Here is an 18,641-nt window from a genome sequence, read left to right as displayed (position 1 = left end):
CTTGCTTTCTTCCGCTGGTCTGCGCCGCCGCCTCCTGCTGGGCCTGGTCCCGGCGGCGTGGCTGCGGCCCGGCCATGCCCTCCCGGTACCCACGTTGCAATTTCCGCGCGACCTGGGCAGCCACCCAGACTTTGGCACCGAGTGGTGGTACATCACCGGGCGGGCGCTCTCGGGTACCCGGGAATTCGGCTTCCAGCTCACCTTCTTCCGCAGCCGCGTGGCCGCCACGCAGGCGCTGGCCTCGCGCTTTGCCGCCAAGCAACTGCTGTTTGCCCACGCCGCCATCACCGACGTACAGGGCAAAAAGCTCTGGCACGACCAGCGCATCGCCCGCGCCGGCTTTGGCGTGGCCCAGGCCAGCGAGACCGACACCGCGGTGCGCCTGCGCGACTGGTCGCTGGTGCGCTCCGGCAGCACCTACACGGCAGAGCTGCCCGCCCAAGATTTCGGCCTGCACCTGCAGCTCACCCCCACCCAGCCGCTGGTGCTGCAGGGCCAGCAAGGCCTGTCGCGCAAAGGCCCGCAGGCCGACCAGGCCAGCTACTACGTCAGCCAGCCGCAGCTGGCGGTGGCCGGCCACGTGCAGCTGCAAGGCCAGCGCTTCGACATCACCCCCGACACTGGCCGCGCCTGGCTGGACCACGAATGGAGCAACGCCTACCTGCACCCCGAAGCCGTGGGCTGGGACTGGCTGGGCATGAACCTGCAAGACGGCAGCGCCCTGATGGCCTTCCGCATCCGCCGCCAAGACGGCAGCACCCTGTGGGATGGCGGCTCGCACCGCACCGCCCAGGGCGCGCTCACCATCTTCCCCCCCGGCGAAACCCGCTTCACCCCGGGCCGCACCTGGACCAGCCCGGCCAACCAGGCCCGCTACCCGGTCGAATGGACCCTGGACACCCCCGCAGGCCGCTTCAGCGTGCAAGCCGTGCTGGACAACCAGGAACTGGACAGCCGGGGCTCCACTGGCGCCGTGTACTGGGAAGGCCTCAGCCGCCTGCTGGACGCCCAGGGGCAGTTGGTGGGGCATGGGTATCTGGAGATGACGGGGTATGCTGGGGCGTTGCGGATGTAGGTTTTTCGGCCTTTTTTCAAGTGTCAAAACGACTGCCAGCGCTTATGGAATGAGCGTGGGCAGCTCCTGTTTTTTACTATGGAAAAAGAAGCAGGGCCAACCGCAGCTCGGTCAGCAGCCAATGAGGGTCAAATCCCAACTGCGCGAGCAGATACGGAAAAGGGCATTTCGTATCTCCACCTTTTGAAGGAAAAATGCCCACGCGTAACGAGTCGCAAGACTTTGGCGGGCCATAACATCTCTTTACACCCAAATCCCTTAAGCCAGAAGTTCGCGTGAGAACCGGGTACCGGTAGCGAACCCACAGTAATCGCGAGGAGGAACCTAAAGTGGAAAAACAAGAGCTGACGGAGTCCGCACTCAAGACACTTCTTCAAGAATATGCCAACCTGCGAGACGAAGTCAAAGAGCGCTTAAAAACCGCGTTCTCCCACGTGGCCTACGCGGGTGCGATCGCAGCGTTTGCGATACCAGCCGCGGACAAAGTATCCAACTGGAGTCCATCATTCTTTCCTCTGGCACTTGCTTTTGCAGGGCTAACCGCTCTCTGTTGGGTCGCTTTTCTCAATATGCGCTGGGTTCAACATTGCGGTGAATACATCCGCCGCATAGAAGAGCGTGTCAATCTTCACTACGGCGAGAAGGTTTTGGGTTGGGAAGGCTACGCGAGCGGAGTACAAGCGAAACTTTGGTTCCACATTCCCGACGGGCCGACGAAGGGCACATTTGCGAACCCCGCCTCTCAATGCACGGCCGATGGGTAGTTGACTTGCAATTTTTCGTTTCCCGCCGGGCATCGTCCAAGGCATCGACGCACTGATTCAACGATGCAATGTTCTTTTATAGGCTTGGCTGTTTTGGTCGCTTTTGCCGTTTCGCCGACAGCGCCCCCCGCAGGCCGCTTTAGCGTGTGGGCCGCGCTGGACAACCAGGAGCTGGACAGCCGCCAATCCCAGATAGGCCCGAGCTGCCTGCTGGAAGCGCAAGGGCCGCTGGCGGGGCATGGTTGTCTGGGAATGACGGGGTATGCGGGAGCGTTGCGGATGTAGCTTGTACAGGTTTTTAGGCCTTTTTTCAGGTGCCAAATGGGCTGCCAGCGCTTATGGAATAAGCGTAGGCAGCTCCTGTTTTTTACTACCAAAAATGAAGCACCGGGTACCAACGGCGTAGTAGCGTTCTACCGGTTTGACCACCGCAAGCGAGGGTCTACAGCAGCACGATGTCGTACTGCTCCTGCCCCATCGCGCCTTCGCTCTGCAGGGAGATGGGCTTGCCGATGAAGTCGCTCAGGCCGGCCAGATGCTGGCTCTCTTCGTCCAGAAACAGCTCGATCACCTTGGGCGAGGCGACGATGCGGAACTCGCGGGGGTTGAACTGGCGGGCCTCGCGCAGGATCTCGCGCAGGATGTCGTAGGTGACGCTGCGGGCGGTTTTGACCGTGCCTTTGCCGCTGCACACGGCGCAGGGCTCGCACAGCATGTGGGCCAGCGACTCGCGGGTGCGCTTGCGGGTCATCTCTACCAGCCCCAGCGCCGAAAACCCGCCTGCCGTGGTTTTGACGCGGTCGCGGGCCAACTGCTTGCGGAACTCGGCCAGCACGGTGTCGCGGTGGTCTTCGCGCACCATGTCGATGAAGTCCACGATGACAATGCCGCCCAGGTTGCGCAGGCGCAGTTGCCGGGCAATGGCCTGGGTGGCTTCCAGGTTGGTTTTGAAAATGGTGTCGTCGAAGTTGCGGGCACCGACGAAGGCGCCGGTGTTCACGTCTACCGTGGTCAGCGCCTCGGTCTGGTCCACGATGAGGTAGCCGCCCGACTTCAGCTCGACCCGCCGCCCCAGCGCCTTGGCGACTTCTTCGTCGATGGAGAACAGGTCAAAAATCGGCCGCTCGCCCTTGTAGTGCTGCAGCTTTTCTACCGCCGCGGGCATGAATTCCTTGCCAAACGCCTGCAGCATGTCGAACTGCTCGCGCGAGTCGAGCCGGATGGTCTGGGTTTGCTCGCCGACCAGGTCGCGCAGCACGCGCTGCAGCAGGTTCAGATCCTGGTGCAGCAAGGAGGTGGGCGGCAGGCGCACAGAGGCGCTTTTGATACGCGCCCAGGCTTTGCGCAGGTAGGCGATGTCGTCGGCCAGCTCGGTGTCGGTGGCGTCTTCGCCATTGGTGCGCAGAATGAAACCGCCACCACCGCCGGTGGCGGCGTCGCCCACCAGGGTTTGCAGCCGCTTGCGCAGGTCTTCGCGCTGGGCCAGGGGGATTTTTTGCGATACGCCCACGTGGTCGTCCTGCGGCAAAAACACCAGCAGGCGGCCGGCGATGCTGATCTGGGCAGACAGGCGCGCGCCCTTGGTGCCGATCGGGTCTTTGATGACCTGCACCATCAGGGCCTGGCCCTCGAACACCTGGCGCTCAATCGGCACCACGGGGGCCGCCTTGGCATCGGGCTCAGCCGCTCGGTGGCCCACAAAGCCATTGGCCAGGTCGGCCACGTGCAAAAACGCTGCCCGCTCCAGCCCGATGTCGATGAACGTGGACTGCATGCCCGGCAGCACCCGCACCACCTTGCCCAGGTAGACATTGCCCACCATGCCGCGCTCCAGGGCGCGCTCCACGTGCAGCTCTTGCACCGAGCCGTGCTCCACCACCGCGACGCGGGTTTCCTGGGGCGACCAATTGATGAGGATGTCTTGTTGCATGGGGGATCGTGTCAAAGCGTGAAGCCCAGGGCGCGCAGCAGTTGCGCGGTCTCGAACATGGGCAGGCCCATGATGCCCGAATAGCTGCCGCGGATCTGCGTGATAAACCCTGCCGCCCTGCCCTGTACCGCGTAGGCACCGGCTTTGCCCAGCGGCTCGCCCGTGGCCACATAGCTGTGGATCTGCGCCGGCGTCAGAGGCGCAAAGGTGACGCGGGAGTCACTCAGGGCCTCCTGCCGCTGGCCGCCATGCTGCACGGCCACCGCCGTCAGCACGCGGTGCTGGGAACCTGCCAACTCGCCCAGCATGCGCACGGCATCCTGGGCGTTCTCGGGCTTGCCGTAAATGCGGCGACCCAGGGCGACCGTGGTGTCGGAACAGAGGATGGGTGCAGGTGGCAGGCCGCGCTGCTGCATCCGCGCCAGGGCTGCATCGAGTTTGAGGCCGGTTACGCGCTTCACATAAGCGGCAGGCGCTTCATTTTTAGTAGCAAGCTCCAAACCCTCGCTGTCTTCTTCGGGGCCGGGTAAGAGCAGTTCGTGGCGTACGCCCAGTTGGTCGAGCAACTGGCTGCGGCGCGGGCTTTGGGAGGCCAGGTAGATAAAGTCGGTCATGGCGGAATTATCGGGGCTGGCGCGCGCCCCAAAGACAACAGCCCGCCCATCGCAAGGATGGGCGGGCTGTCCGGGAAGCGGGGGCAGATTACTGCTTGACGGCTTCGACCTGGACGACCAGCTGCACGGCGTCAGGGAAGCCGTAGTTGGCGCCCCAGGTCATGCCCCATTGGCTGCGCTGGATGGTGGCGGCAAAGTCGCCACCGCAGACTTCGCGCTTGAGCATGGGGCTCTGGTAGCAGTTGAAGTTGCTGGCCTTGAGGGTGACCGGGTTGGTCTTGCCCAGCAGGGTCAGGGTGCCGTTGATCTCGGACACCTTGGTGCCGTTGAACACGAACTTGTCGGCGCTGAACTTGAGGGTGGGGTACTGCTCGACGTTGAAGAAGTCGGCGCTCATCAGGTGCTTGTTGAAGGCAGGCGTGCCGGTCGACAGCGAGGTCGCGTCGATGGTCAGGTCAACCTTGCCGGTTTTGCCAGCAATATCGAGCTGCGCCGTGCCTTCTTTCTTGTCGAAACGGCCACGGTTGGTCGAGGTGCCCATGTGGCCGATCTCGAACGTCACAAACGTGTGGCTCGGATCGATGGCGTAGGTGGCAACTTCGGCCTGGGCGGTGCCCATGGTCAGGGTGGCGATGGCGGCAAGGGCTAGCAAGGTGTGGCGCATGGGTTTTCTTTCAAAGGAAAGGGTTAAGGGGAAAAATCAGAAGGGAAAACGGCTTACAGCTTGCCGACGCCGGTCAGGCTGAATTTGAATTTGACTTGCACGTCGTCGGCCACCATCGAGGTGTCGGCCCACTCGCCTTCGCCAATCTTGAAGGCCAGCCGCTTGATCGGCAGCACGCCGCTGGCCACCGTGGTGGCACCGGTTTGCACCATGGCCACGGGCACCACCACATCGCGGGCCTGGCCCTTGATGTTGAGCTTGCCCGCCACGTCAAACTTGCCGCCGCCCAGCGCCTTGATGCTGGAGGACGTGAACGTGGCCTGCGGGAACTTCACGGTGCTGAACCAGGTGGGTTTGGGCAGCTCGGCATCGGTTTCTGGTGCGCCCAAAGAGGCACTGCCCATGTCCACCGTGAAGCTGACCTTGCTGGCATCGAGCTTGGCGGCATCAAAGCTGATCTGGGCGTCAAATTTCTTGAAGCGCCCTTCCACCGGCACACCCATTTGCTTGCTCACAAACACGATCTCGCTCTGGGCGGGCACGATCTTCTGCTGTGCAAACCCGGCAACCGCCACACCAGAAAAAAGCAGGGCAGCGGACAATTTCAACAAAGAGGACATGAAGGGCTTTCGCAAAAAAGAAGGTTTAAGGCAGCATGCGGCCAATCAGGCCGTCACGGTCTATGAACTGGTGTTTGAGGGCTGCAGCTATGTGCAGCGCTGCCAGGGCGCACAGGGCCCAGGCCGCCAGGCTGTGCAGCGGCTTGATGGTCTCGGCCAGTTCCTTGTTGGCGGCCAGCAGGTCCGGCAAAGGCAGCACGCCAAACACCACAATCGGGAAACCAGCGGCCGAGCTGTAAGCCCAACCGATCAAGGGCACAGCAAAAAACAGTGCGTACATTGCATAGTGGGTGCCCTCATGCGCCCAATGCTGCCAGCGGGGCATGCTTTGCGCCATGGCCGCCGGCAAAGACGGCGGGCGGTGGGTCATACGCCACAACAAACGCAATGCCGACAGCGACAAAATCGTGATGCCGGCCCATTTGTGCCAGTTGTAGAGCTTGAGCCGCTGGGGCGAGAACGGCAGATCGGCCATGTACAGACCCACCCCAAAGATACCGATCAGGGCCAGCGCCAATACCCAATGCAAAAGCTTGGCGACAGCGGTGTATCGGGCAGGCCGGGCAGAGGCAGGTGTGGGCAAGGGCATAAAGTGTGCATCGGGCGGTAAAGCCCTATGGGGTGAAACTGGAGGATAGTGTAGAAACTGTCCCCGGCAAAAAGTTCACTCAATTCGTCGGAATGGTTCGAATATTTTGAACCATCGAAACCTACACCGTGGCAATGCCTGCGGGTTCGTCGACTTCTTCCCCCAGAAAGCCACCGCTCTGGTGCGCCCACAAGCGGGCATACAGGCCGCCCGAGGCCAGCAGGCTGCGGTGATCGCCCATCTCGACAATACGCCCCTTGTCCAGCACCACCAGCCGGTCCATGGCCGCAATGGTGGACAGGCGGTGGGCAATGGCGACCACGGTCTTGCCTTCCATCAGGCGGTACAGGCTGGACTGGATCGCCGCTTCGACCTCGGAGTCGAGGGCGCTGGTGGCCTCGTCCAGCAGCAGGATGGGCGCGTCTTTCAGCATTACGCGGGCAATCGCAATCCGCTGGCGCTGGCCCCCCGACAGCTTGACACCGCGCTCGCCCACATGGGCATCAAAGCCGGTGCGGCCACTCGGGTCGCTGAGGGTGTGGATGAATTCAAAGGCTTCCGCGCGCCGCGCTGCCGCTTCCATGTGGGCATCGGTGGCATCGGGCCGACCGTAGAGGATGTTGTCGCGTACCGAGCGGTGCAGCAGCGAGGTGTCTTGCGTGACCATGCCGATCTGCGCGCGCAGGCTCTCCTGGGTGACCTGCGAAATATCCTGTCCATCGACCAGGATGCGGCCGTGCTCCACGTCGTAGAACCGCAGCAGCAGGTTCACGATGGTGGACTTGCCCGCACCGGAGCGCCCTACCAGGCCAATTTTTTCCCCGGCACGGATGTGCAGCGACATCTGGTCGATCACCTTGCGGGCACCCGGCCCCTTGGCGCCATAGGCAAAGTCCACGTTCTCAAAGCGCACCTCGCCCTTGGGCACCTGCAGCGGCTGCGCATCGGGCGCATCCTGCACGGCTTGCGGGCGCGACAAGGTGTTCAGCCCGTCCTGTACCGTGCCGACGTGTTCAAACAGCGAGGCCATTTCCCACATCACCCAGTGCGAAATGCCGTTCAGCCGCAGTGACATGGCGGTGGCCGCTGCCACTGCGCCCACACCCACCTGGCCTTGCGTCCACAGCCACAGCGCCAGCCCGGCGGTGGACAGAATCAGCAGAATGCCCAGGATGTGGTTGACCACCTCAAAACCACTCACCAGACGCATCTGGCGGTGCACCGTCAGCAAAAAGTCCTGCATCGCCGAACGGGCAAACCCGGCCTCGCGCCCGGCATGCGAAAACAGCTTGACAGTGGCAATGTTGGTGTAGGCGTCGGTGATGCGGCCGGTCATCAGCGAGCGGGCATCGGCCTGCTTTTTGGCCACCCGCGACAGGCGCGGCACAAAGAAGCGGATCGCCAGCCCGTACAGCACCACCCAGCCCAGGAAGGGCAGCAGCATCCAGGCATCAAAGCTCCCCACCACCGCCACCATGGTGACGAAGTAGATGGTCACAAACACCAGAATGTCGCCCAGGATCAAGCACACATCGCGCACCGCCAGCGCGGTCTGCATCACCTTGGTGGCCACGCGCCCGGCAAACTCGTCCTGGTAAAAGCCCATGCTCTGGCCCAGCATCAGGCGGTGGAACTTCCAGCGCAGCATCATCGGAAAGTTGGCAGCCAGCGTCTGGTGCTTGAACAGGGTTTGCAATGCAATCAATAGCGGACTACCCAGCAACAGCGCGCACAAGAGCAATAAATTGTTCTTCTCTTGCGTCCACAGCAAGGCCGGTTGCACCTTGCCCAGCCAGTCGACCACCCGGCCCATCATCGCGAACAGCAGCGCCTCGAACACGCCCACCCCGGCCGTGAGCAAGGTCATGGCCAGGATGTATTTGCGTACGCCGAAACTACAGGCCCACACAAAATGAAAAAAGCCGCGCGGTGGCGGCTGGGGGGTGTCGTCCGTGTACGGATGGACCAGGTTTTCAAACCAACTCAGCATAGGTTCATTCTCGGTACTTATTCGCGATGGTACGGATGGTTGGCATTGACCGACCAAGCCCGGTACAACTGCTCGACCAGCAGCACGCGGGCAAAGGCGTGCGGTAGGGTCAGGTCTGACAGGCGGATGCGCTCATGGGCCGCCTGGCGAAAAGCCGGGTCCAGGCCGTCGGGGCCACCGATCACCAGGGCCACGTCGTCGCTCTCCAACTGCCAGCCCTTGAGCTTAACCGCCAATGCTTTTGTCGTCAGCGCAGTACCCCTTTCATCCAGGGCCACGATACGGGCATTGCGGCCGATGCTGGACTGGATGGCGGCTTCTATGCGTTCGCGCTCGGCCGCATAGATCGTCTCCAGGGTTTTGGAACCCCGGGGTTCGGTCTTGACGGCCTTGAGCTCGACCTTGAGCTCGGGCGGAAAGCGTTTGGCGTAGTCGTCGTAGGCAGTTTGCGCCCAGTCGGGCATGCGCTGGCCTACGGCCACTATCACCAGCTTCATTTACTTGCGGCCAGGGGCGCGTTTGGCAGGCGCTTTGGGGGTCTTGGGTGCAGCACGCTTGGCGGCGGCGGCTTTCTTCACGGTCTCGATCGGGGCCTTGATGACCACGGTCTTGGCCACGGTCTTGACGGCTGCGGTCTTGGCGGGCGTCTTCACTGCGGTCTTGGCTGCGGTTTTAGCGGCCGTCTTCACCGGGCCACGGGTCGAAGTCGAGGTCTTGGAAGGCACAGGCGTGGCAACAGCCGTCTTGCGGGCAGCGCGCTTGGGGGCCACTTCCAGCACCGGACGCTCGGGCGCCAGCAGGCTCTCCGCGTATTCGCGGTCGGCGATCTTGGCGGCGCGTTTGGCAGCCGCGGGCGACAGCTTTTTGGCAGGCACCTTCTTGGCAGGCTTGGCCGGTTTGACTTCTTCGGCCTTGGGCAGGGGCTTGGCAGCACCCAGCTTGAGGCGGATGGGTTTTTCGCCCCACAGCTCTTCCAGGTGGTAGTACTGGCGGATGGCGGGTTGCATGATGTGCACTACGGCGCGGCCGCAATCCACAATGATCCATTCGCCGTTGGACTCGCCTTCCATGCGGGGCTTGGCAAAACCGGCCTCGCGCACGGCATCGCGCACGCTGGCGGCCAGCGCCTTGGTTTGGCGGTTCGACGTGCCCGAGGCGATGATCACGCGCTCGAACAGGGCCGACAGGCCTTCGGTGTCAAACACCACAATGTCCACCGCCTTGACATCCTCCAGGCCATCGACGATGGCGCGCTGGAGTTTTTGGGTGTCTTTTTTGGCAACGGTTTCGTTTTGGGCAGAAGTGGTCATCGGTCGGTTCGGTAAAGAAGGTGGTGGTCAATATAGCGTGCTACGCCGTCGGGAACCAGATGGGCTATCCCTTGCGAGGTGGCGGCACGGTGGCGGATGGCGGTGGCGCTGAGTTCCATGGGGGGAACCTGCAGCGCCTGGTAACGGCCTGAAGGCAAGCATCCAGGCAAGAACTCAGGCATAAAAGGCCTGCTGGTGCTTGATTCATCGGCACGAGAAGCTACACAAATTATAGCTGCCTGCACAATCTCCTCCCAACCATGCCAGGTTGGCAGCCGAGCGGCCTGGTCTTCGCCCATCACCAGGTAGAGCTGCGCCTGGGGTTCTTCGGTCTGCAGCTCGTGCAAAGTGTCGATGGTGTAGGTGGGGCCACTGCGTTCAATTTCGCGCGGATCGACCACCACGCCCGGGATGTCGCCAAAGGCCAACCGGGCCATGGCCAGCCGGTCGGCCGCCGGGCTGAGCGTGCGGCTCTTGTGCCAGGCATGGCCCGTGGGAAACACGTACAGCGCGTCCAGCTGCAGTTGCGCCAGAGCCGTCCGCACCAGGGCCACGTGCATATGGTGCGGTGGATCAAACGCACCGCCAAATACGCCAATCCGGCGCACGGGCGGGCTCACACCCATGCGCGGGCGACCAAATAGTCTCGGGTCAGGGCCTCTTCGGCCGAGCCCGGCTCCGGTGCATGCTGGTACGACCAACTGGCCAGCGGTGGCATCGACAGCAAGATGGACTCGGTGCGCCCACCCGACTGCAGGCCAAAGTGCGTGCCCCGGTCCCACACCAGGTTGAATTCCACGTAGCGCCCGCGCCGGTACAGCTGGAATGCCCGCTCGCGCTCGCCGTACGGCGTATGCTGGCGGCGCTCCAGAATCGGCACGTAGGCGTCCAGAAACGCCGACCCCACGGCCTGCACCATGGCCAGGCTGTCGTCGGTGCCCAGCTCGGAAAAGTCGTCGAAAAACACGCCGCCAATGCCGCGCGGCTCCTGGCGGTGCTTGAGGTAGAAGTACTCGTCGCACCATTGCTTGAAGCGCGGGTATTTGTCGTCCCCAAACGGGGCCAGTGCGGTCTGGCAGGTGCGGTGGAAATGCACCGCGTCTTCTGCAAAGCCGTAGATGGGTGTCAGGTCCATGCCGCCGCCAAACCAGCACACGGGTGCGCCACCTTCGGGCGTGGCCACGATCATGCGCACATTCATGTGCACCGTGGGCGCATACGGGTTGCGCGGGTGGAACACCAGTGACACCCCCATGGCCTCGAAGGGCGCGCCCGCCAATTGGGGGCGGTGCTGGGTGGCACTGGGCGGCAACTGCGGCCCGCGGACGTGCGAAAAGCCGCAGCCCGCGCGCTCCAGCACGGCACCGTTTTCCAGAATCTGGGTAATGCCCTGCCCTTGCAGTTTTTCGCCCGCGGGCTTTTCCCAGGCGTCGCTCAGGAAGCTGCCGCCATCCAGCGCGGCCATGCGGGTGGTAATGGACGATTGCAGGCCCAGCAAGTAGGCGCGCATCCGATCAGCGGTGTGCAAGCTCAACCCTTCACACCACGGTATCCGATGTCGCGGCGGTACTGCATACCGTCGAACTGGATGCCACGGGTGACTTCGTACGCATGCTGCTGGGCCAGCTTGACGTTATCGGCCAGCACCGTCACGCACAGCACCCGTCCGCCCGAGGTGGACACCACATCGTCCTGCTTTACCGTGCCCGCGTGGAACACCACGGCGTCGTCGGTATTTTTAGGCAGGCCGGTGATGGCATCGCCCTTGCGCGGTGCCATCGGGTAGCCGTGCGCCGCCAGCACCACACCCAGGGCAATGCGGCGGTCCCAGTCCAGGCTGACCTGGTCCAGCTTGCCGTGCGGGCCAGGCTCGGTGGCTGCCCACAAGACTTCGAACAGGTCGGATTTGAGGCGCATCATCAGCGGCTGGGTTTCGGGGTCGCCCAGGCGGCAGTTGAACTCCAGCGTCTTGGGCTTGCCCTTGGCATCGATCATCAGCCCGGCGTACAGGAAGCCGGTGTAGGTGATGCCGTCTTTTTCCATGCCCTTGATGGTGGGCAGAATGATTTCGCGCATGGCACGGGCGTGCACATCGGCGGTAACCACCGGCGCGGGCGAATACGCCCCCATGCCGCCGGTGTTCGGGCCATGGTCGCCGTCGAGCAGGCGCTTGTGGTCCTGGCTGGTGGCCAGGGGGACCACGTTCTTGCCATCGCACATGACGATGAAGCTGGCTTCTTCGCCCGCCAAAAACTCCTCGATCACCACCCGCGCACCACCCTCGTTGTGGCTCACGCCCAGGGTGTTATCCAGCAACATGAAGTCGATGGCCTCGTGCGCCTCGGCCAGGGTTTGGGCCACCACCACGCCTTTGCCTGCGGCCAGGCCATCGGCCTTGACCACAATGGGCGCGCCTTTTTGATCGACGTAGGCGTGGGCCGCTGCCGGATCGGTAAAGGTTTCAAACTCGGCCGTGGGAATGGCGTGGCGCTGCATGAAGGCTTTGGAAAACGCCTTGGAGCTCTCCAGCTGCGCGGCGGCCTTGGTGGCACCAAAAATGCGCATGCCGTGGCTGCGGAACTCGTCCACCACGCCAGCGGCCAACGGGCCTTCGGGCCCAACCACGGTCAGCGCAATACCCTCGGTCTGGGCCCACTTGCGCAGTGCCTGCACGTCGGTGATGGCGATGTTGATGAGCTGGTCGTCCAGGGCCGTGCCGCCGTTGCCGGGGGCCACATAAACCTGGCTCACGCGGGCACAGGTGTTGAGCTTCCAGGCGAGTGCATGTTCGCGGCCACCGCCGCCAATGACTAAGACTTTCATAGGCCAGCGTTGTGAAAGACTTCTTGGACATCGTCCAGATCTTCGAGCACATCCAGTAGTTTTTGCATTTTTTCGGCGTCTTCGCCTTCCAGGTCGATAGTGTTGTCGGCGCGCATGGTGACTTCGGCCAGATCGGATTGAAAACCGGCTTTTTCCAACGCCAGCTTGACGGCTTCAAAGTCGGTGTAGGCGGTCAGCACCTCGATGGCGCCGTCTTCGTCGGTGATCACGTCTTCGGCCCCGGCTTCCAGGGCCACTTCCATGAGCTTGTCTTCGTCGGTGCCCGGGGCAAAGATGATTTGCCCGCAGTGTTTGAACTGAAACGCCACCGAACCCTCGGTGCCCATGTTGCCACCGTATTTGCTGAAGGCGTGGCGCACCTCGGCCACGGTGCGCACGCGGTTGTCGGTCATGGTGTCCACAATGATGGCCGCGCCGCCGATGCCGTAGCCTTCGTAGCGGATCTCTTCATACGACACACCTTCCAGCGTACCAGTGGCTTTTTCGATGTTGCGCTTGACCGTTTCGGCGGCCAGATTGGCGGCCTTGGCTTTTTCCACGGCCAGGCGCAGGCGCGGATTGATGCTCAGGTCACCGCCGCCCAGGCGTGCCGCCACCATGATCTCGCGGATCACGCGGGTCCAGATCTTGCCCCGCTTCTCATCCTGGCGACCCTTGCGGTGCTGAATATTCGCCCATTTACTGTGACCAGCCACAAAAATTCCTTGTCAATTGATTTAATCTACGGCCAGATTTTACTTACCCCTACCCGTCAGGACTCTCGCCATGGCCGAACCCATCTTAATTGCCAAAAATGCCACCGCCCTTTGCGAGCTGCTGCCTGCGTTGGCGAACCGCCACGGCCTGATCACCGGCGCTACCGGCACCGGCAAAACCGTCACCTTGCAGACCCTGGCCGAGAATTTTTCGAAAATCGGCGTGCCGGTCTTCATGGCCGATGTGAAGGGCGACCTGACCGGCATCAGCCAGGCGGGCCGTATTGGCGACAAGCTCGCCAGCATCCTGAAAGAGCGCGGCATTGACCAGCCCTCTCCCATAGCCTGCCCCGCCACGCTGTGGGACGTGTTTGGCGAGCAAGGCCACCCGGTGCGCGCCACCGTGTCTGACATGGGCCCGCTTTTGTTGGGCCGCATGCTGAACCTGAACGACACCCAGGGCGGGGTGCTCAACATGGTGTTCAAGATCGCCGACGACCACGGCATGCTGCTGCTCGACCTGAAAGACCTGCGCGCCATGCTGCAGTACGTGGGCGACAACAGCAGCGAATTCACCACCCAGTACGGCAATGTGTCCGCCGCCAGCGTGGGCGCCATCCAGCGCGGCTTGCTGCAGATCGAGTCACAGGGCGGCGACAAGTTCTTTGGCGAGCCCATGCTCAACATCAGCGACTTCATGCAGACCGTGGACGGCAAGGGTGTGGTCAACATCCTCACCGCCGACAAGCTGATGAACTCGCCGCGACTGTACGCGACCTTTTTGCTGTGGATGCTGTCTGAGCTGTTTGAGCAGCTGCCCGAAATCGGTGACCCCGAACAGCCCAAACTGGTGTTCTTTTTCGACGAAGCACATCTACTGTTTAACGAAGCGCCCAAAGCCCTGGTGGAACGCATCGAGCTGGTGGTGCGCCTGGTGCGCTCCAAAGGCGTGGGCGTGTACTTTGTGACGCAAAACCCGCTGGACATCCCCGATTCAGTGCTGGCCCAGCTGGGCAACCGCGTGCAGCACGCCCTGCGCGCCTTCACCCCGCGCGACCAGAAAGCCGTCAAGGCCACGGCGCAGACCATGCGCCAAAAGCCGGGCCTGGACATCGAAGCCGCCATCACCGAGCTGGCCGTGGGCGAGGCGCTGGTAAGCCTGCTGGATGCCAAGGGCCGCCCCAGCATCACCGAGCGCGTGTTCGTGCTGCCGCCGGGCAGCCAGCTCGGCCCCATTACGCCGGAGCAACGCCAGGCGCTGATCCAGACCTCGCTGGTGGCTGGCGTGTACGAAAAGCTGGTAGACCGCGAATCGGCCTATGAAAAGCTCAAGGGCCGCACGGAAACCACTGCGGCCAATGCCTCGGTGCCTGTCCAGCCGCCCAGCCTGCCCGGTATGGCACCGCCCGCTGCGGCCGCGGGCGGCGGCCTGATGGGTGGTTTGAACGACATCCTGTTCGGCACCACCGGCCCGCGCGGCGGCAAGCACGACGGCCTGGCCCAGACCATGATGAAGTCTGCGGTACGCACCATGGGCACCAAGGTCGGGCAAGAAATCTTGCGCGGCGTGCTCGGCGGCATCTTCGGCGGCAAACGCTGAAGGCAGGGGCTTTCAGCCCCGCCGCTCCCGTTACTTCTTCACAAAGGTGCGGATCGCTTCCTTGCCAACGGCGGAGTCATCGGTAAAGAAGCCGTCGATGCCCGCCTGCAAAAAGGTCTGGATTTCGGTGACGCTGTCGCCGCGCACCGTCGGGTCGGACGTCGGGGCCTTCTTCAGGCTGGTGGGCAAAAAGTTGTTTTCAGGCCGCAGCGTATAGATGTGCACCGCCAGACCCGCCGCCTTGGCGTTGGCGACCAGCGCCGTGGGCGTACCCAGGTTGCCGCTGACCAGTGGAATCACCATGTCTTTGCTCGGTCCGATGGCGTTGGCGTAGCTGGCCACTTCCTTCAGCCCGGCGGGGGTGACCAGGTCGGCATAGCTGCGGGTCTCGCTGGCCCCAGCCGCCACAAAGTCATATGGGCGACCGCTGGACGACAGCAGTTGCACGGTGCGCGCCGTGGTCAAGGTGCGGATTTCTTTCAGGTTGGCCACCTCGAACGACTGGATGAACACCGGTGCGGCTTTCGAGTTCCAGCCATTGGCCGCCAGGGTGTCCACCAGGCGCTTCTCCAGCGGCAAACCAATCGACTTGAAGTAGGTGGGGTGCTTGGTTTCGGGGTAGATGCCGATGGTGCGGCCTTTTTCTGCCGACTTGGCCTTGGCCAGGTCAATCACCTCCTGGAAGGTGGGCACCTGGAACTGGCCGTTGTAGGCCACGTTGGCCGGGCGGATGGCCGGGATGCGCTCGCGGGCGCGCAGAGTTTTCAGTTCGGCCAGCGTCAGGTCTTCGGTAAACCAGCCGGTGATCGCGGTGCCGTCAATGGTTTTGGTGGCCTTGCGGGAAGCGAACTCGGGGCGGTCCACGATGTCGGTGGTGGCCTCCCGCACGCTGCCGTCGGCGTTCAGGATGGCAATCGCGTTCTCGTGGCGGGCCACCAGCACGCCGTCCTTGGTGCTGACCAGATCGGGCTCGATGATGTTGGCACCGTCTTCGATGGCCTGGGTGTAGGAGGCGATCGTGTGCTCCGGGCGCAATGCGGGCGCACCCCGGTGGCCGATCAAGGTCGGCACCGGCGGCCAGGTAGCGGGCGCGTCATCGCTGCCACCGCAGGCTGTCAGCGCCATGCCAGAGACAAGGCCTGCAAGGGCACAATGGATAAGGGATTTGGTTTTCAAGGTGGCCTTTTTTGCCCATGTGCGGGCTGTGCATTGCGGGATATCCGCTGCGTTTTTGCCAATGTAGGGCAGCTGAATGAAGGTTTTTTGACACCCGCCCCGCAAGCGGCAGTTTGGCAGCGGTTCGGCATGCAAAATGCATAGCGTGCACCGAAATTGTTACGCTATTTGATAAGTCAATCGATACGCCATTTGAGGACTCTTTATGCCCGCTGACACCGCCACCGGCTCGATGGCTCCCGCGCAAACCAGCCACATCCGCCTCACCTCGCACGCCAGCGGCTACGGCGCACTGCCCATCCGCTGGGCGGCCGCTACCGCCGCCGAACGCGGCCCGGTGGTGGGCACCACCACCAAACGCAGCCACCGCAACGTCATCGGCACGCACAGCGGCAGTTACAGCATTTACCGCGCGCTTGCAGTTGCCTCGGGCGGCCTGTCGCCGCAGCACAAGGCCGACCTGACCAACACCATGCCCACCGACATCATCGGCCCCTACCCGCAATGGAGCGAGCCGGGCCGCATCGTGGCCATGGACCCCTGGGGCGCCACGGTAGCCGACGTGTTTGCATCAGAACTGGCCGAGGGCTACGACATCCGCCCTACCATCGCCGTCACCCAGGCCCATGTGATCCTGCCCGAAGTCATCGAAGCGCTGCAGTCGGGCCGTCTGAAGGCCGACGGCAAATTCCTCACCGCCAGCGGCGCGGCCATGGTCACCAAGGTGGCGGTAGAACCCGTGTGGTACCTGCCCGAAGTGGCCAAGCGCTTTGGCTGCACCGAGGCCGAACTGCGCCGCATCCTGTTCGAGGAAACCGGCGGCATGTACCCCGAACTGGTGACCCGCAGCGACCTGGAAGTGTTTTTGCCGCCCATCGGCGGCCTGACGGCCTACATCTTCGGCAACCCGCGCGACCTGGCGAATCCCGAGGTGGAGCTCACGGCGCGCGTGCACGACGAGTGCAACGGCTCGGACGTATTTGGCTCCGACATCTGCACCTGCCGCCCCTACCTCACGCACGCCATCGAAGAATGCATCCAGGGCGCGCAGCGCGGCGGCGTGGGCCTGGTGAGTTACTTCCGCAAGGAAGGCCGGGCTCTGGGCGAAGTCACCAAATTTCTGGTCTACAACGCCCGCAAGCGCCAGGTGGGGGGCGACACCGCCGACCAGTATTTCAACCGCACCGAATGCGTGGCGGGCGTGCAGGACATGCGCTTCCAGGAACTCATGCCCGACGTGCTGAACTGGCTGGGCATCCGCAAGATCCACCGCCTGGTGTCGATGAGCAATATGAAATACGACGCCATCACCCGCGCCGGTATCGAGGTGGTGCAGCGGGTGAATATCCCCGAGCACATGATCCCCGCCGATGCCCAAGTGGAAATGGACGCGAAAATGGCCGCGGGCTACTTCACGCCCGGTGCCGTACCGGATGCCGAAGAACTCAAAAAGGCCAAGGGCCGTGGATTGACTGAATGACTACAACTTTAATAGCTGCTCACGCTGATGCAGTAAGCGCTGGAGCCCTATTACGCTCTACAAACACCATCCGTGCGCGGGCCCAGGGCCTGCTGGCGCGCGCCCGTGCGGGCGATTCACAGTATTTCACCGTGGTGGATGCCGCACTGGCCCCCACCGCGCAACTGGTGGCCGAGGTCACCCGCACAAATTACCCCAGCCTGCAGATCCCGTACCACAGCCGCTGGCGGCATTTTGAGGCGGGCGGCGTAAAGCGCGTGGACCAGATGACCGAAGAGCTGGGCAAGGTCTCGGTGGCCAAACGGGCCCGCGCGCAGATCGACCTGGCCATCGTCAGCGTGCTGCTGGATGCAGGCGCGGGCCCCGACTGGAGCTACACCGACCCGCGCACGGGCCAAAAGCTCAGCCGCTCCGAAGGCCTGGGCGTGGCCAGCTTCAACGCCTTCACCAAAGGCCTGTTTTCCAGCAAACCCACCCAGCCCTGCCAGGCCGACGCGCTGGGCCTGCAGTCCCTCACCTCGCGCCAGTTGGGCGATGCCTTCCAGGTCGGCGTGGAAAACCCGCTGGTCGGGCTGGAAGGCCGCGCCACCCTGTTGCGCCGCCTGGGCGAGGTAGTTGCAGCCCAGCCCGAAGTGTTTGGCGGTGCGGGTGGACTGTGCCGTCCGGGCCGCTTGTTTGACCACTTGGTGCCTACCGACACCGACGAGCCCACGGTGGCGGCGCACGACATTCTTGGCGCACTGCTTGCCACGCTGTCGCCTATCTGGCCTGCACAAAATGCTATCAAAACTGACGATGGGGCCGAGATTGCGCTCGGTGACTGCTGGCAGCACAGCGCCGTGCCCGGCGAAGGTGCATCTGCAGGCTGGATGCCCTTCCACAAGCTGTCGCAGTGGCTCACCTACTCGCTGCTGGAGCCGCTGGAATGGGCCGATGTGACCGTGACCGGGCTGGACGCACTGACCGGTCTGCCCGAATACCGCAACGGCGGCCTGTTGCTCGACAGCGGCGTGCTGGTATTGAAAGACCCGGCCCTGGCCACCCAGGCGCACACCGCAGGCGACGAATGCATCGTCGAATGGCGCGCTTTGACGGTGGCCCTGCTGGACGAACTGGCCCCGCTGGTGCGCGCCGAGCTAGGCCTTACCGCCGCGCAAATGCCGCTGGCCTGCGTGTTGGAGGGCGGCACATGGGCCGCAGGCCGCGTGCTGGCCCAGCGCTTGCGGGGCGGTACACCACCCCTGAACATCGCCAGCGATGGCACCGTTTTCTAACCCATTGAAGAAGCAC

18 protein-coding genes are annotated in these 18,641 nt (G+C 63.3%); 5 read left to right on the top strand and 13 right to left on the bottom strand.

The genetic code is table 11. The features are described 5' to 3' along the window. The first annotated feature begins 1 nt into the window (after position 1). Together AB3G31_RS10910 and AB3G31_RS10905 are read left to right on the top strand one after the other, a co-directional pair. On the top strand, positions 2-1,075 hold the full coding sequence (locus tag AB3G31_RS10910) for a lipocalin-like domain-containing protein (RefSeq protein ID WP_367850192.1): 1,074 nt from the start codon (positions 2-4) through the stop codon (positions 1,073-1,075). Between the two features lie 329 nt (positions 1,076-1,404). Continuing rightward, positions 1,405-1,839: a hypothetical protein gene (locus AB3G31_RS10905; protein WP_367850191.1), complete on the top strand. Its 435-nt coding sequence runs from the start codon at positions 1,405-1,407 to the stop codon at positions 1,837-1,839. Positions 1,840-2,281: 442 nt separating this feature from the next. Here the strand turns inward: AB3G31_RS10905 and rng are convergent, their stop codons facing one another. The 12 genes from rng to AB3G31_RS10845 all read right to left on the bottom strand — a co-directional run bounded on the left by rng (position 2,282) and on the right by AB3G31_RS10845 (position 13,095). Beyond that, entirely contained in the window at positions 2,282-3,769 is a 1,488-nt protein-coding gene (gene rng, locus AB3G31_RS10900; protein WP_367850190.1) for a ribonuclease G, read from the bottom strand. An 11-nt stretch (positions 3,770-3,780) separates the two neighbouring features. Further along, positions 3,781-4,383 (bottom strand): nucleoside triphosphate pyrophosphatase, encoded by a 603-nt coding sequence (locus AB3G31_RS10895; RefSeq protein ID WP_367850189.1) that lies wholly within the window; start codon positions 4,381-4,383, stop codon positions 3,781-3,783. Between the two features lie 88 nt (positions 4,384-4,471). Continuing rightward, positions 4,472-5,047 (bottom strand): YceI family protein, encoded by a 576-nt coding sequence (locus AB3G31_RS10890; RefSeq protein ID WP_367850188.1) that lies wholly within the window; start codon positions 5,045-5,047, stop codon positions 4,472-4,474. 53 nt (positions 5,048-5,100) lie between these two features. Continuing rightward, positions 5,101-5,667 (bottom strand): YceI family protein, encoded by a 567-nt coding sequence (locus AB3G31_RS10885; protein ID WP_367850187.1) that lies wholly within the window; start codon positions 5,665-5,667, stop codon positions 5,101-5,103. 25 nt (positions 5,668-5,692) lie between these two features. Further along, complete coding sequence (locus AB3G31_RS10880; RefSeq protein ID WP_367850186.1) at positions 5,693-6,256, bottom strand: cytochrome b; 564 nt, start codon at positions 6,254-6,256, stop codon at positions 5,693-5,695. A 121-nt stretch (positions 6,257-6,377) separates the two neighbouring features. Next, on the bottom strand, positions 6,378-8,246 hold the full coding sequence (locus AB3G31_RS10875; protein WP_367850185.1) for an ABC transporter ATP-binding protein: 1,869 nt from the start codon (positions 8,244-8,246) through the stop codon (positions 6,378-6,380). Positions 8,247-8,263: 17 nt separating this feature from the next. After that, a complete protein-coding gene (rlmH, locus tag AB3G31_RS10870) occupies positions 8,264-8,743 on the bottom strand; it encodes a 23S rRNA (pseudouridine(1915)-N(3))-methyltransferase RlmH (protein WP_315206970.1) in 480 nt (159 codons plus the stop codon). Beyond that, positions 8,744-9,556, bottom strand: coding sequence for a ribosome silencing factor (gene rsfS / locus AB3G31_RS10865; RefSeq protein ID WP_315184944.1), 813 nt, complete (start codon positions 9,554-9,556; stop codon positions 8,744-8,746). Then, entirely contained in the window at positions 9,553-10,182 is a 630-nt protein-coding gene (gene nadD, locus AB3G31_RS10860) for a nicotinate-nucleotide adenylyltransferase (protein ID WP_367850184.1), read from the bottom strand. Before nadD ends, rsfS begins: the two co-directional genes overlap by 4 nt. Continuing rightward, entirely contained in the window at positions 10,173-11,066 is an 894-nt protein-coding gene (hemF, locus tag AB3G31_RS10855) for an oxygen-dependent coproporphyrinogen oxidase (RefSeq protein WP_367850327.1), read from the bottom strand. The genes nadD and hemF overlap by 10 nt, the downstream gene beginning before the upstream one ends. Positions 11,067-11,086: 20 nt before the next feature. After that, positions 11,087-12,379, bottom strand: a complete 1,293-nt coding sequence (gene purD, locus AB3G31_RS10850; RefSeq protein WP_367850183.1) for a phosphoribosylamine--glycine ligase — start codon at positions 12,377-12,379, stop codon at positions 11,087-11,089. Continuing rightward, entirely contained in the window at positions 12,376-13,095 is a 720-nt protein-coding gene (locus AB3G31_RS10845; RefSeq protein WP_367850182.1) for a YebC/PmpR family DNA-binding transcriptional regulator, read from the bottom strand. The genes purD and AB3G31_RS10845 overlap by 4 nt, the downstream gene beginning before the upstream one ends. 70 nt (positions 13,096-13,165) lie before the next feature. On the opposite strand from AB3G31_RS10845, the gene AB3G31_RS10840 reads away from it, so the two are divergent. After that, on the top strand, positions 13,166-14,695 hold the full coding sequence (locus AB3G31_RS10840) for a helicase HerA-like C-terminal domain-containing protein (RefSeq protein WP_367850181.1): 1,530 nt from the start codon (positions 13,166-13,168) through the stop codon (positions 14,693-14,695). 30 nt (positions 14,696-14,725) lie between these two features. On the opposite strand, the gene AB3G31_RS10835 is transcribed toward AB3G31_RS10840, so the two are convergent. Continuing rightward, a complete protein-coding gene (locus AB3G31_RS10835) occupies positions 14,726-15,820 on the bottom strand; it encodes a glycerophosphodiester phosphodiesterase (RefSeq protein WP_367850180.1) in 1,095 nt (364 codons plus the stop codon). A gap of 256 nt (positions 15,821-16,076) precedes the next feature. Here AB3G31_RS10835 and AB3G31_RS10830 point away from each other — a divergent pair, with 256 nt between their 5' ends. Together AB3G31_RS10830 and AB3G31_RS10825 are read left to right on the top strand one after the other, a co-directional pair. Beyond that, entirely contained in the window at positions 16,077-17,351 is a 1,275-nt protein-coding gene (locus AB3G31_RS10830) for a GTP cyclohydrolase II (protein WP_367850179.1), read from the top strand. Then, positions 17,348-18,625, top strand: coding sequence for a URC4/urg3 family protein (locus AB3G31_RS10825; RefSeq protein WP_367850178.1), 1,278 nt, complete (start codon positions 17,348-17,350; stop codon positions 18,623-18,625). The genes AB3G31_RS10830 and AB3G31_RS10825 overlap by 4 nt, the downstream gene beginning before the upstream one ends. Positions 18,626-18,641: the final 16 nt, after the last annotated feature.

Origin of the sequence: Rhodoferax sp. WC2427 (assembly GCF_040822085.1) — a bacterium.
In the GTDB taxonomy this organism is placed as follows: Bacteria; Pseudomonadota; Gammaproteobacteria; order Burkholderiales; family Burkholderiaceae_C; genus Rhodoferax_B.
Note: the sequence above shows the minus strand (reverse complement) of the source record. Positions and strands in the feature narration are given on the sequence as shown.